This window comes from Amycolatopsis sp. cmx-4-83 (assembly GCF_046548815.1).
Lineage (GTDB): Bacteria > Actinomycetota > Actinomycetes > Mycobacteriales > Pseudonocardiaceae > Amycolatopsis > Amycolatopsis pretoriensis_A.
Window position 1 is genome coordinate 88,618 of record NZ_JAEBEF010000015.1, and the last position, 13,252, is coordinate 101,869.

General features: G+C 72.2%; 12 protein-coding genes. 7 read left to right on the top strand and 5 right to left on the bottom strand.

Annotation, left to right across the window (positions count from 1 at the left end):
• Window positions 1–32: 32 nt before the first annotated feature.
• Entirely contained in the window at window positions 33–860 is an 828-nt protein-coding gene (locus ACLJQM_RS38935) for a hypothetical protein (RefSeq protein WP_360779251.1), read from the bottom strand.
• A 197-nt stretch (window positions 861–1,057) separates the two neighbouring features.
• Window positions 1,058–1,684 carry a TetR/AcrR family transcriptional regulator gene (locus tag ACLJQM_RS38940; RefSeq protein ID WP_410635344.1) on the bottom strand — a complete coding sequence of 209 codons (627 nt, stop codon included), beginning with the start codon at window positions 1,682–1,684 and terminating at the stop codon, window positions 1,058–1,060.
• 87 nt (window positions 1,685–1,771) lie between these two features.
• On the opposite strand from ACLJQM_RS38940, the gene ACLJQM_RS38945 reads away from it, so the two are divergent.
• From ACLJQM_RS38945 to ACLJQM_RS38965, 5 genes are all read left to right on the top strand, one after another.
• Window positions 1,772–3,469: an alpha/beta fold hydrolase gene (locus ACLJQM_RS38945; protein ID WP_410635346.1), complete on the top strand. Its 1,698-nt coding sequence runs from the start codon at window positions 1,772–1,774 to the stop codon at window positions 3,467–3,469.
• A gap of 1,109 nt (window positions 3,470–4,578) precedes the next feature.
• Entirely contained in the window at window positions 4,579–5,163 is a 585-nt protein-coding gene (locus ACLJQM_RS38950) for a TetR/AcrR family transcriptional regulator (protein WP_410635347.1), read from the top strand.
• On the top strand, window positions 5,160–5,648 hold the full coding sequence (locus tag ACLJQM_RS38955; protein WP_410635349.1) for a Glu/Leu/Phe/Val dehydrogenase dimerization domain-containing protein: 489 nt from the start codon (window positions 5,160–5,162) through the stop codon (window positions 5,646–5,648). The genes ACLJQM_RS38950 and ACLJQM_RS38955 overlap by 4 nt, the downstream gene beginning before the upstream one ends.
• A complete protein-coding gene (locus ACLJQM_RS38960; RefSeq protein ID WP_410635469.1) occupies window positions 5,645–6,313 on the top strand; it encodes a hypothetical protein in 669 nt (222 codons plus the stop codon). The genes ACLJQM_RS38955 and ACLJQM_RS38960 overlap by 4 nt, the downstream gene beginning before the upstream one ends.
• An 11-nt stretch (window positions 6,314–6,324) precedes the next feature.
• Window positions 6,325–7,353, top strand: a complete 1,029-nt coding sequence (locus ACLJQM_RS38965) for an LLM class flavin-dependent oxidoreductase (RefSeq protein ID WP_360779254.1) — start codon at window positions 6,325–6,327, stop codon at window positions 7,351–7,353.
• Here the strand turns inward: ACLJQM_RS38965 and kstD are convergent.
• Window positions 7,350–9,080: a 3-oxosteroid 1-dehydrogenase gene (gene kstD, locus ACLJQM_RS38970; RefSeq protein ID WP_410635350.1), complete on the bottom strand. Its 1,731-nt coding sequence runs from the start codon at window positions 9,078–9,080 to the stop codon at window positions 7,350–7,352. The two genes, ACLJQM_RS38965 and kstD, sit on opposite strands and share 4 nt — an antisense overlap.
• A gap of 223 nt (window positions 9,081–9,303) precedes the next feature.
• Between kstD and ACLJQM_RS38975 the strand changes: the two genes are divergently transcribed.
• Complete coding sequence (locus ACLJQM_RS38975) at window positions 9,304–10,008, top strand: SDR family NAD(P)-dependent oxidoreductase (protein ID WP_410635470.1); 705 nt, start codon at window positions 9,304–9,306, stop codon at window positions 10,006–10,008.
• On the opposite strand, the gene ACLJQM_RS38980 is transcribed toward ACLJQM_RS38975, so the two are convergent.
• Together ACLJQM_RS38980 and ACLJQM_RS38985 are read right to left on the bottom strand one after the other, a co-directional pair.
• Window positions 10,005–11,285 (bottom strand): 6-phospho-beta-glucosidase, encoded by a 1,281-nt coding sequence (locus tag ACLJQM_RS38980; RefSeq protein WP_410635351.1) that lies wholly within the window; start codon window positions 11,283–11,285, stop codon window positions 10,005–10,007. The two genes, ACLJQM_RS38975 and ACLJQM_RS38980, sit on opposite strands and share 4 nt — an antisense overlap.
• Complete coding sequence (locus ACLJQM_RS38985; RefSeq protein WP_410635352.1) at window positions 11,282–12,058, bottom strand: DeoR/GlpR family DNA-binding transcription regulator; 777 nt, start codon at window positions 12,056–12,058, stop codon at window positions 11,282–11,284. The genes ACLJQM_RS38980 and ACLJQM_RS38985 overlap by 4 nt, the downstream gene beginning before the upstream one ends.
• An 89-nt stretch (window positions 12,059–12,147) precedes the next feature.
• On the opposite strand from ACLJQM_RS38985, the gene ACLJQM_RS38990 reads away from it, so the two are divergent.
• Window positions 12,148–13,173 carry a PfkB family carbohydrate kinase gene (locus ACLJQM_RS38990; protein ID WP_360778949.1) on the top strand — a complete coding sequence of 342 codons (1,026 nt, stop codon included), beginning with the start codon at window positions 12,148–12,150 and terminating at the stop codon, window positions 13,171–13,173.
• Window positions 13,174–13,252: the final 79 nt, after the last annotated feature.

Below are 13,252 nucleotides of genomic sequence, written 5' to 3' on the forward strand. Positions count from 1 at the left end.
GGACACGAGCCCGGTTCACCTCTCGCGAACCCTCAGCAGGTCACGATGAGCCCGGTGAGCGCCGAGCACGTCTTCGACGCGCTGTCGTTGGCGGGGTTGGGATCGGTCGGCGAGCTCGCCGTCCGCTGCGCCGTCGTGGTGTACGAGCCGAGCGCGAGCAGGCCGCCGTTCGTCGAGAACTTCGCCGTCGCCGAGGCGCCGCTGGCCAGGGTCGCGACGTCGCAGTTCACGTTCCGGGTGGTGCCGACGTGGACGCAGCCGGTGCCGCCGGCGTAGGACAGGGCCGAGGCGTACGTGGCCCCGACGCGGATCCCGGTCGCGGTGGCCGGGCCGTTGTTCGTCACGGTCACGGTGTAGTCGATGCGCGCGTTCAGCCCGCCGTGCCCGGTCGCGGCGAGCGCGACCTTGACGTCGGCCTGGGTCGACGGCTGGCCGACGGTGATGACCGGCCCGTCCAGGGTCTCGAAGGAGTAGTTGTCCCCGACGAACTGGTGCTGCAGCGTGAACTGCCCGGGCGCCGCGGTGTCCTTGACGCGCAAGGTCCACACCGTGGTCTTCGTGCCGCCCGCCTCGAGGTCGCCGAACGCGGCGCGGTAGCTGCTGCCGGCCTGGAAGCAGCCGACCGCCGTGGTGTTGGTGCAGGAGACGACGTCGACGACGTCGGTGATCGCGGTCGGGTTTCCGTAAATGGCACCCTTCGCGAAAGTCACCGTGAAATCGCGGTCGTTGTGAATGGTTTGCGTGATGGTGAACGTCTGCCCCGGCAGCACCGTGGTGGCACTCACGGAGACGGCGCTCGTCGGCGTGTCCGCCTGCGCGGCGGGTGCGATTGCGAAAAACGCCGTGGCCAGTGCGGCCACCGCGGACAGGATCGTGGTCCGTCGCCAGCTTCGTTGCATAGTCGTGTTCTCACTGTTCGGGTCCGGGAATACCGCTCTGACGGGTGGCGCGTGGTCTTTTCGGGGACGTCCGACGCTGATCAGTCGCCCCGATCCCGGAATTCGTTACCGCCCCCTGTCCGCCTTTACCACCGTCCGGCCGCGGCGCGGCACCGCCATCAGGAGGGACGCCAGCGGCCGTTCATCTCACCCGGACGGGGTGGCGGGCCCGGCAGATCCGGGCCGCCGGCCGCCAGCCCCTCGACGAGCATCGCGAGGTAGCGCCGCCGCAGCTGCGTGGTGCGCTCGTGGTCGTCGACGCGGATGGCCGCGCAGCACTCGAGGACCATGCCGAGGTCTTCGGCGACGGCGTCGTGGCGCAGGCGCCCGCTCTCGCGCGCCCGCTCGACCAGATCCCTCGTCAGCTGGTTCGCGCGCTGGGCGTCCGCGCCCATGTCGGGCGTGGGGGTGAAGGTGCCGGCGAGGTGCACGGTCAGCGAGTGCACGTCGGCGTCCACGACCCGGCCGAGGAAACCGGTCAGCGCCGCCCAGCCGTCGGGCTCCCCGGCGGCGGCTTCGGCTTCGCGGATGTAGGTGCGGAGGCCGTCGTGGCAGAGCCGGCAGAGCAGCACCTCCTTGCTCGGGTACCGCCGGTAGAGCGCGCTGATGCCGACGCCGGCGCGCTCGGCCACGTGCGAGATCGGCGCCTTCGGGTCGACGAGGAAGACCTGGCGGGCGGCATCGAGGATGACGACGTCGTTGCGGGCGGCCTGGCCGCGGCGGCCGGGCAGGGCTATCTCGGACATGGGCCGAGATTACCACTGGAACGGATCGTTCCGCTCTGCTACAGTTCGGAACGAAGCATTCCGTTCCAGACTTCCGAGGAGCCAGCCATGACCGTCCGCCCCTTCCGCGCCGAGATCCCCCAGCACCGGCTCGACGACCTGGAGACCCGCCTGCGCGGAGCGCTGTGGCCGGACGACCTGCCCGCCGAGTACGGCGTCACGAACGAGCGGGTCCGCGCGCTGGCCGAGCACTGGCTGAGCGGCTTCGACTGGCGGGCGTTCGAGGCGCGGCTGAACGCGTACCCGCAGTTCCTGACGGAGATCGACGGCGAGACCATCCACTTCCTGCACGTCCGCTCGTCGCGGGCGGACGCGACGCCGCTGGTGCTGACGCACGGCTGGCCGGGCTCGATCGCGGAGTACCTGGACGTGATCGGCCCGCTGACCGAGCCGGAGTCGGCCGACCAGCCGGCGTTCCACCTGGTGATCCCGTCCCTGCCGGGCTTCGGCTTCTCGGGCCCGACGAAGTCCGCGGGCTGGGGCACCCACCGCACCGCGGCGGCGTGGGCCGAGCTGATGAGCCGCCTCGGCTACGAGTCGTACGGCGCGGCGGGCAACGACGCGGGATCGATGATCTCGCCGGAGATCGGCAGGCTGGCGCCGGAGAAGGTCGTGGGCGTGCACGTCACGCAGCTGTTCTCGTTCCCGTCCGGCGACCCGGCCGAGATGGCGGACCTGAGCGAAGCCGACCAGGCCGCGCTGGCGCACTTGCAGTGGTTCTACGACACCATGTTCTCGTTCAACACGCTGCACAGCCAGCAGCCGCACACGCTGGCGTTCGCGCTGGCGGACTCCCCGCTCGGCCTGCTGGCGTGGAACGCCCAGCTGTTCGGCGAGCACCTGGACGCGGACTTCGTCCTGGCGAACGTGGCCCTGTACTGGCTGACCGGCACGGCCGGTTCGTCGATCCGGTTCTACTACGAGGACGCGCACTCGACGGCCCACCCGGAGGGCCCCACGACGGTCCCGACGGCCCTGGCGATGTTCGCGGGCGACTTCCAGTCGATCCGCCGGTTCGCCGACCGTGACCACGCGAACATCGTGAGCTGGAACGCCTACGACACCACGGAAAAAGCAGGCGGCCCCCGAGACGCGGCCGGTCACTACTCGGCCCACGAAGCCCCGGAGGTCCTGGTGGCGGACATCCGCCAGTTCTTCGCGAGCCTCCGCCCCCAGACGTCGTGGCCGATCCTGACCCAGTCCCACGACGCCCTCCGCACGGCGATCGAGGGCGTCACGGACTGGACGGCCCCGACCCCGTGCGCGGCCTGGAACACGACCCAGGTCCTCCAGCACGCAGCCGGCGACCAGCTCGGCTACGCGGCGTTCATCACGGGTTCGGGCGGCCCGGACCTCGACCCGTTCTCCCCGTCGGGTGCTCTGGCGGGAAAGCCGTCGGACTTCTTGGAGCCCACGCTGACCGCAGCCGCGGCGGCCTTCGCGACGGTGAGCCCGGAGGCAACCGCGGTCCCGACCCCGCTCCCCCAAGGCGCCCTGCCTGCCGCCGTCGCGGCAGGCGCCGCAGCCCTGGACGCGGCGGTCCACGCCTGGGACATCGCGAAGGCGTCGGGCCAGAAGTCCCCGCTGACCCCGGAGCTGGCGGAGTCGCTGCTCCCGGTGGCGAAGCAACTGGCCGAGCCCCTGCGCGGCTTCGCCTACGCGGCAGCATTGGAGGGCCAGCCCACCGACGACGCGGTTTCGACCCTGCTGCGCTACCTGGGCCGCAACCCGGAGTGGACCGCCTGACGGCAACGCGGGGGCCCGCCACCACTGACGGGCCCACAGGCCCCTCCCGCCTCCCAGCCGCCCAACCCGGCCGAGGCGCCGGCCGCAGAGAGTCAGCCGGCCCCGTTCCCCGACCGGCCGGCCCGCCCCACCACTCCAGCTGCCCAGCCCGGCCCAGGCACCCACCGCAGAGACTCAGCCCGCCCATTCCCCAACCGGCCGCCCCCCGCTCCGGCATCCCCACCCCGCCACGGCACCAACCACACAAGCTCAGCCAGCCCGTCCCCAACCGGCCGACCCACCACCACCACGCCCGCATCCCCACCCCGCCACGGCACCAACCGCACAAGCTCAGCCAGCCCGTCCCCAACCGACCGGCCCACCACCACCCCCACCACGCCCGCATCCCCACCCCGCCACGGCACCAACCGCACAGGCGCAGCCAGCCCGTCCCCGACCGGTCGAGCCACTGCCTCCACCAACACAGGCTCAGGCCACCCCGCCCCCAACCGGTCGAGCCACTGCCTCCACCGCATCCCCACCCCGCCGGGACGCCGGCCCCAAGTTCAGCCAGCACTATCCCCCCGACCGACCGACCGACCGACCGGCCCACCGCCCCGTCACTCCCGCATCCCACCCCACCGAGGTACCCGCCACACGAGCTCAGCCCGCCCTATCCCCGACCAGCCGGCCCACCGCCCAGAAGCCCAACCCAGCCGAGACGGCGGCCGCCCCAAACCGGCCGGCCCGCGTCCCGACCAGCCAGCCCACCTCCCCGATAGCCCCGACCACCGGGCGCCCCTTCCCGCCACCCAACCCACCGCCCAACCCCGTTCCGCAGCACCCAGCGACCGCACCACCGCGAGACCAAGCCCGCCGGCAGACCACCGCCGTGGTCCGCCGGCGGGCTCACGCACGCGAAGCCCCCACCCCGCGCCAGAGTCCACCCCGGCAACCCCCAGTCCCTGAAGCCAGCCCCCAGCTCCCTCACCAGGTCCACCCCCGGAAACCCAGCCACACCAACCCACCCCGGCAGCCGAACCCCCGCCGTCCACCGACAAAACCGGGAACCCGCAAACCCGTCCTTCGTCGCCTCCCCACACCGGCACCCCCTCGGTACCGTGAGCCGCATGATGCGCAAGGCGGTTGCTGTCCGGCGAGAGGAGATCGTCAAAGCCGCGCTCCAGCAGATCCGCGAGCGAGGGATCGCCGGCGTCCGAGCCGCCGACGTGGCCAAAGCTCTCGACGTCAGCACCGCGCTCGTCTTCTACCACTTCGGCACCCTCGAAGCCCTCATCATCGAAGCCTTCCGCCAAGCCACCGAAACCGCCCTCGCCACTCTCCGCGACGAACTGAACCGGGGCGGAAGAGTCGAAACCCGCCTCAACGCCGTCCTCACCCTCTACGGCCCCACCAACCCCGCCCACAACTGGCAGCTCTGGATCGAAGCGCAAGCCGCCGCCATGCGGGACCAAGAACTACGAGCCGTCCTGCAACGGCTCGACAAAAGATGGCGGGACGCCGTCGTCGCGCTGATCACCGAAGGCGTTGCCGCCGGGGTCTTCACATGCGAAGACCCGGACGGCGCCGCGTGGCGGCTCACGAGTTTGCTCGACGGGCTGGCCGTCCAGGTCGTCGCCCGGACCGGGACCGTCACCGAGGCAGACTGCGCCCGCTGGGTCGGACAAGCCGTCGCACGGGAACTCGGCTCGTGACCGCCCTGCTCGAAGTCGCCTGGACCGATCCCGTCACCGGTTGCCGCGGGTACCTCGTGATCGACCGGCTCGTGCGGGGCGTCGCCAGCGGGGGCCTCCGGATGCGCCGCGGCTGCAGCCTCTTCGAAGTCCGCGGCCTGGCCCGCGGCATGACGCTCAAAGAGGGCCTCAACTACGACCCCGCCGGCCGGTACGTCCCCCTCGGCGGCGCCAAGGGCGGCATCGACTTCGACCCGTACGACGAGCGCGCCCGCGACGTCGTCGCGCGCTACCTGCACGCCATGAAGACCTGGGCCTGCGCCAGGACGTCATCGACGGCGTCATCGCCGAGATCGGGCTGCTCAGCCCCGTCCAGGCCGTCTACCCGCTGCTCGAAGACCGCGAAGCGGCGACGGCCCGGCTCGCCGACGCCTTCCGGATCGAAGTCGGCGGGCTGGGGCTCGACGAGCTGGTCGGCGGCCTCGGCGTCGCGCAAGCCACGCTGACCGGGCTCGAACTGCTCGGCCACACCGGGCCGCGCCGGGCCGTCGTGCAGGGGTTCGGGTCGATGGGCGGGGCCACCGCCCGGTTCCTCGCCGAGGCCGGGCTGCCGGTCGTCGGGGTCTCGGACGTCCGCGGGGTCGTCGCCAACCCCGCCGGGCTCGACGTCGAACACCTGCTGCGGCACCGCGACCGCTTCGGCGGGATCGACCGCGACCACCTCGAGCCCGGCGACGAGCTCCTGCCGCCGGAAGCGTGGCTGGACGTACCGGCCGAAGTGCTGGTGCCGGCCGCGATCTCCTACTGCGTCGACAGCGACAACCAGGCCCGGATCGGCGCGAAACTCGTCGTCGAGGCCGCGAACATGCCCGTCACCGCGGACGCCGAAGCCCGCCTCGACGCCCGCGGCATCCCGGTGGTCCCGGACTTCGTGGCCAACTCGGCGACCAACTCCTGGTGGTGGTGGACGCTCTTCGGCGACGTCGGCGCGGACGCCGGTGAGGCGTTCGACAAGGTCCGCGGCCGCATGCGAGAGCTGGTCACCGCCGTGTTCGAGCTCGCCACCCTCGACGGCCTGAGCCTGCGTGCCGCGGCCCTGCGGCTGTCCGAACGGAACCTGGAGGCCATCCAGGCCCGGTACGGCGCGGGAACGAATCCGCCCGCAAAGTAGTTGAGCGTTGTATGAAACTCGGCATCTACAGCTTCGGCGACCGCACGCCGGACCCGCACACCGGCGACCAGCCGTCCGTCGCGCGGACGCTGGCCAACACCCTCGAGCGGATCAAGCTCGCCGACGAGCTGGGCCTCGGCTTCTACGGCCTCGGCGAACACCACCTCGACCAGTACGCGATCTCGAACCCGGGCACCGTCCTGGCCGCCGCGGCGAGCGTCACGAACCAGATCACGCTGAGCTCCGCCGTGACCGTCCTCAGCACCGAGGACCCGGTCCGCGTCTACCAGCAGTTCACCACGCTCGACCAGCTCAGCCACGGCCGCGCCGAGCTGCTCGCCGGGCGCGGGTCGTTCACCGAGTCGTTCCCGCTGTTCGGCAACGACCTCGGCGACTACGACGACCTGTTCGAAGAGAAGCTCGCGCTGCTGCTGCGCATCGACCGCGAAGACCCGCTGACCTGGTCGGGCAAGTTCCGCCCGCCGCTGGACAACGCGCGGATCCTGCCGCGCCCGTACAACAGAAGGCTGCGCATCTCGATCGGCACCGGCGGCAACCCCGAGTCGTCGATCCGCGCCGGGCTGCTCGGCCTGCCCGTCGTGTACGCGGTGATCGGCGGTCGTCCCGAGCGCTTCGCCCCGCTCGTCGACCTCTACCGCCAGGCCGGTGAGGCCGGTGAGCACGAGCGCGAAGACCTGCACGTCACCATGGGCGCGATCGGTTTCCTCGCGCCGAACTCGCAGGACGCCAAGGAAACGTTCTACCCGTACTGGCTCGAGACCATGAAGTACGGCGCCCGCGCCCGCGGCTGGGCCGTCCCGACCCGCGCCGAGTACGACCAGTACACCCACGAAGCCCAGGCCTTGTTCGTCGGCAGCCCGCAGGAGATCGCCGAGCGGCTGATCGAGGTCGGCAAGCTGACCGGCGCCGACCGCTACGCGATGCAGATGGACTGGTCCGGCGTCCCGCACGCCGAAGTCATGAAGGCCGTCGAACTGCTGGGCACCGAGGTGCTTCCCTTGGTGGAAAAGGAGTTCTAGACGTCGTTCGCGGCGATGTAGCCGAAGGTCATCGCCGGGCCGATGGTCGAGCCCGCGCCGGCGTAGCTGTGGCCCATCACCGCCGCGCTCGCGTTGCCGGCCGCGTACAGGCCGGGGATCACCGTGCCGTCCGGGCGCAGCACGCGCGCCCGGGCGTCCGTGCGCATGCCGCCCTTCGTGCCGAGGTCGCCGGGAACGATCCGCAGCGCGTAGTACGGCGGCGCCCACAGCGGCGCGAGGCAGGAGTTGGGCAGCACCAGCGGATCCGTGTAGTAGTGGTCGTACGCGCTCGCGCCGCGGTGGAAGTCGGTGTCCACGCCGGACCGGGCGAGCTCGCTGAACCGGTCCACAGTGGACTTCAACGCGGCGGGCGGCACGCCGATCTGCGTGCCGAGACCCTGGATCGTCGACGCCTTGAACACCGCGCCCGCCGCGTACCACGAGTCCGGGAACGGCAGCAGCGGCAGGAGGTCGCGGAACAGGTACCGGTTCCGGTAGTTCTGGTCGACGATCAGCCACGCGGGGATGTCCGGCGCGGCCGGGTTCTTGTCGTACATGGTGTGCACGACGTCGCTGTAGGGCCCGGCTTCGTTGACGAACCGCTGCCCCGCCTGGTTGACCAGCAGCCCGCCGGGCAGGGTCCGCTCGGCCAGGCAGAAGTACGGGTCGCCGGGCACCGGGATGGCCGGGCCCCACCACGCGTCGTCCATCAGGTCGAGCGCGGCGCCGGCGCGCTGGCCGGCGCGGATGCCGTCGCCGGTGTTCTCCTTCGCGCCGACCGTCCAATCCGTACTGATCGGCTGACGCTGGTACTGCGCGCGCATGCCGGCGTTGTGCTCGAACCCGCCCGTGCCGACGATCACGCCGCGCCGCGCCCGGACCAGCCCCTGCGGCACCAGAACCCCGGTGACCGCGCCAGCTTCGATGTTCAGGTCGACGAGCGGGGTGTTCAGCCACACCGGCACGTTCGCCGCGAGCAGCCCGGCCCGCAGCCCGGCGGCGAGGGACTGCCCCATGGTGAGCGGCTTCTGCCCGGCGATCGCGGCAGCCGTGCCGCGGGCCAGGCAGGCGGCGGCGACCGCGGCACCCTTGGCGTTGACCGCGGCGAGGTTGAGCCACTTGTAGTCCGCGCTGAACACGACCATCCCGGCGGGCGTGGCCAGGTAGGGCGGGTTCAGGTGCGCCAGTTCCGCGCCGAGCAGGTTGCCGTCGAACTGGTCCGGCTCGATCGAGCGGCCGTTCGGCAGGCCGCCGGGGAGCTCCGGGTAGTAGTCGCTGTAGCCGTCCATGAACCGGAACCGCAGCGGGCTGTTCGCCAGCACGAACGAGATCATCGCGGGACCGTTGCGCAGGAACGCTTCCTGGCGCGCGGCCGGCACATCGGGCCCGACGACGGCGGCGAGGTACTGCGCGGCCTTGGCCGGCGTGTCCGGAACACCGGCGGCGAGCAGCACGGGGTTGTTCGGGATCCAGATGCCGGCGCCGGAGCGGGCCACGGAACCGCCGAACGTCGGCGCCTTCTCGAGCACGACGACGCTCAGCCCGCGCTTGGCGGCCGTCAGCGCGGCGGTCATGCCCGCCGCGCCGGAGCCGACCACGACGACGTCGTACTCGCCCACCTGCGCCGCGTTCGCGGGTGAAGGCGCGGCGAGCGCGGACGTCGCCGCGAGGCCGGCTCCGGCGGCGGTGCCGCGCAGGATCTGACGGCGGGTCAGGTCGGCATGCATGACGCACTCCTCGCTCGCGGAACGGCGAAGGTCATCGTGTCGGCACCGCCTCGAAACTGGAACATGTTCTACCCGCTTGGAGCAGCCGCGGCCGTCGTCGTTCGACCGGTGGCCCCAACCCGTGACGACATTCGCCGCAAGCGAAGTTGACGACTGTCTCAACTTACGACTAACTTGAGGACAGTCTCAAGTTCCGCTCACCTGGAGGTTCCCCTTGACCAAAGTGATCGCCGTCCTGGGTGTCGGCCCCGGGCTCGGCCTGTCGATCGCCCGCCGCTTCGGCCGCGAAGGCTTTACGACGGCGCTGGTTTCCCGCACCGCCACGCGGCACGACGCCTACCGCGAGGCACTGGCCGGGATCCCCACGCACACCTACACCGCCGACGTCACCGACGAAGTGCAGCTCCGGGACGTACTCGTCCGGATCACCGCCGACGCCGGCGAGATCGACACGGTGTACTTCGGCCCGGCCGACGCGACCGCCGGCCCGGGCATCAAACCGCTCACCGAAGCCGGCCCCGAGGACCTGCGCACGCCGTTCGAGAACTTCATGCTCCCGGCCGCGAACCTGGTGCGAGCGGCGCTGCCGCCGATGCTGGAACGCGGCTCGGGCGCCCTGCTCTTCGCCGGCGGCCTGAGCGGCAAGCACCCGATGCCGATGCTGGGTACCCTCGCCCCGGCGTCGGCGGCGCTGCGCATGTACGTCCTGACGCTGCACGCGGCCCTGCGCGAAAAGGGCATCTACGCCGGCACCCTCACGATCGGCGGCCTCATCGAGCGCGGCGACATCCACCGCGTGTTCACCTCGCAGGACCACGGGTTCACCGCCGGGACGCTGAACCCGGACGACATCGCCGACAAGGCGTGGTCGCTGTACACCGAGCGGACCGAAGCCGAAGCGGAGTTCAACGCGATGGCTGCGGTCTAAGCCAGGTAACCGAGTTCCGGGTGGGCGGCGGTGTACGCGTCGAGCAGCCGCCGCGCCACTGACACCGAGTCGATCAGCGGGTGCAGCGCGAACGCCCGCAGCGCCGCCTCCCGTGAACCGGTCGTCGCCGCCTCCAGCACCGCGCGCTCGACGGCCTTGATCGCCGTCACCAGGCCCAGTGCGTGGCCGGGCAGCGGCGAGACGGCGAGCGGGTGCGCGCCGTTCGCGTCGACGACGCACGGCACCTCGACGACCGCGTCTTCCGGCACACCCGGGAGCGCGGTTCCGTTGCGCACGTTGAGGATCAGGTTCGCGCGTTCGCCGAACGCGATGGCGCGCATCAGCGCCAAGGCGACGTTCTCGTAGCCGCCGCCCTCGAGGTCGTCGCGCTCGCCGTCCCGCGTCTCGGCCATATAAGTAGCTTCGCGCTCCAAGCGCGTGCGGTCCCACGACGCCAGCGAGGGTTCCGCGTAGAAATCCCGTTGCTGCTCGAGGAGAAGCGCGCCGCGGGACGCCGAGCCGGCCGCCTCCCGCGCGAAGTAGTAATAGTGCAGGTACTCGTTCGGCACGGCCCCGAGCGCGCGCAGCCAGGGCGCGCCGAAGAGCTTCCCCTCCTCGAACGACTCCAGCGCCCGGGCGTCGGCGAGCAGCCGCGGCAGGACGTCCTCGCCGCCGACGCGGACCGCGCGCAGCCAGCCCAGGTGGTTGAGGCCCGCGTAGTCGAACCACGCCGTCGCCGGGTCGATGCCGAGCGCGCCGGCGACGCGGCGGCACAGCCCCACCGGCGAATCGCAGATGCCGATGACCCGGCCGCCGAGGTGCGCGGCCATCGCTTCGGTGACCAGGCCCGCCGGGTTCGTGAAGTTGATGACCCACGCGCGGGGCGCCAGCTCGCCGATCAGCCGCGCCAGCTCGACCGCGACCGGAACCGTCCGCAGGCCGTAGGCAATCCCGCCCGCGCCGACGGTTTCCTGGCCCAGTACGCCTTCCGCGTGCGCGAGCTGTTCGTCCAGCCGCCGGCCGCGCAGCCCGCCGACCCGGATGGCGGAGAACACGAAGTCCACATCGGACAGTGCGGTGGCGAGCTCGGTCGTCACCCGCACCCGCGGCGCGCCGGGCACCCCGGCGGCCTGTTCGGCGAGCACCCGTTCGATCGCGGCGAGCCGCCCGGCGTCGACGTCGTGCAGCACCAGGTCCGTGACGCCGCCGTCGCGCAGCAGCGCGCCGTGCACCAGCGGTACGCGGAACCCGCCGCCGCCGAGGATCGCGAGCCTCACCGCAGCACCTCGACCCCGGCGTCGGCCAGCCTGGCGCAGGTCGGTCCGTCGGCCCCGGCGCTGGTGACGACGACGTCGAGCGCGTCCGGCCCGCAGACCTTCGCCAGGCCGGTCCCGGGGAACTTGCCCGCGTCGGCGAGCAGCACCACCCGGTCCGCCGCGGCGACCATCGCGCGCTTCACCGGCACTTCGACGACCGTCGAGTCCATCACGTGGCCGTCGCCGCGGACACCGCTCGCGCCGAGGAACACGGTACCGGCGCGCACCTGGCGCAGCGCGTCCTCGGTCAGGAACCCCACCATCGAGTGCTGCCCGCGCCGGACGACGCCGCCGAGCAGGACGAGTTCGACGTCGACGGCGTCCTTCAGCTCTTCGTAGACGGCGAGGCTGCTGGTGATCACGGTCAGCGCGCGGTCGCGCAGGTGCCGCGCCAGCCGGTGTGCGGTGGTGCCGACGTCGAGGAGCACGGTGTCGCCGTCGGCGACCAGCGCGGCCGCGCGCCGGGCGACGGCTTCCTTCTCGTCGGCGTGGTCGGCGGCGGGCGCGAACGGCTCGCCGTCGCCGGCCGCCGCCATCGCTCCGCCGTGGACCCGGGTCAGCCGGCCTTCGCGGTCGAGCCGCACCAGGTCGCGGCGCACGGTGGCGTGGCTGACGCCGAGGCGCTCGGCCAGCACGCCGACCGGCGCCGGGCCCTCCGCGCGAAGGGCCCGCAGGATCAGCTCGTGGCGCCGCTGGGGCAACATCCGGCGACCATAGCAGTCAAACTCGCGCACTTCCCGGTCAAGAATGCGCAGATCTTGCGAAAACTGCGTGGTTGACGCACTCTCGTGCGCACAGTTGCGCAAAACTCGTGGAGGCGCCCGTGCCGGCTGAGCCCGTACCCGAGACCGATGTCTTCCTCTCCGGCCCGCTGTTCTTCGACCTGGTGTTCACCGGCCTCGAACAACCACCGGCGCCGGGCACGGAGGTGTGGACGGGCGGGATGGGCTCCGGACCGGGCGGGATCGCGAACTTCGCCGTCGCGCTGAGCCGCCTCGGCCTGCGGACGTCGCTGGCGGCCGCGTTCGGCACCGACGTCTACGGGCGTTATTGCTGGGACGTCCTTTCGCGGCAGGAGCACATCGACCTGTCCCGTTCGCGGCAGTTCCCCGAGTGGCACTCCCCCGTGACCGTTTCCCTCGCCTACGCGGGCGACCGCGCGATGATCACCCACGGCCACGCGCCGCCCGTCCCGGTCGCGGAGCTGGCGGGCTCGCCGCCGCCGAGCCGCGCGACGGTCGTGCACATCGGCCTCGACACGGCGGAGTGGGTCCACGACGCGCACCAGGCCGGCAGCCTCGTCTTCGCCGACGTGGGCTGGGACCCGTCCGAGGCGTGGTCGGCGGCGCTGCTCGACCAGCTGGGGTGCTGCCACGCGTTCCTGCCGAACGACGTCGAAGCGATGGCCTACACCCGCACGGCTACGCCGGAAGCGGCGCTGGCGAAGCTGGCGGACCTGGTCCCGATCGCGGTGATCACCCGCGGCGGCGACGGCGTGCTGGCGGTCGACGGCACGACGGGCGAAACGGCGGCGGTCGGGGCCCTGCCGGTCGACGTCCTCGACGCGACGGGCGCGGGCGACGTCTTCGGGGCGGGGTTCGTCGCCGCGACGCTGACGGGCTGGCCCCTGGCCGAGCGGCTGCGCTTCGCGTGCTTGACGGCGAGCCTGTCGGTCCAGCACTTCGGGGGCGCGCTCGCCGCCCCGGGCTGGCACGAGATCGCGCAGTGGCACGCGCGGCACCGGCGGCCGGACTTCGGGTTCCTGGACGAGGTGCTGCCGTCTGAGACGGTGGCGGGGATCCGCCGCGGCCCGGTCACCCTCGGCTTCGGCGAAGACGGCTGGCGTTGACCGGACCTTCCGGACATACCCGTGCTCGGTCCGCGCGCTCCCGCGGATTCGTGCCACGATGGGAAAAGAGCCCGGTCGA

Coding starts and splice junctions, on each gene's coding strand:
- ACLJQM_RS38945 (WP_410635346.1), top strand. CDS start 1,772: ATGACCGTCCGCCCCTTCCGCGCCGAGATCCCCCAGCACCGGCTCGAC.
- ACLJQM_RS38965 (WP_360779254.1), top strand. CDS start 6,325: ATGAAACTCGGCATCTACAGCTTCGGCGACCGCACGCCGGACCCGCAC.
- kstD (WP_410635350.1), bottom strand. CDS start 9,080: ATGCATGCCGACCTGACCCGCCGTCAGATCCTGCGCGGCACCGCCGCC.
- ACLJQM_RS38940 (WP_410635344.1), bottom strand. CDS start 1,684: ATGTCCGAGATAGCCCTGCCCGGCCGCCGCGGCCAGGCCGCCCGCAAC.
- ACLJQM_RS38950 (WP_410635347.1), top strand. CDS start 4,579: ATGATGCGCAAGGCGGTTGCTGTCCGGCGAGAGGAGATCGTCAAAGCC.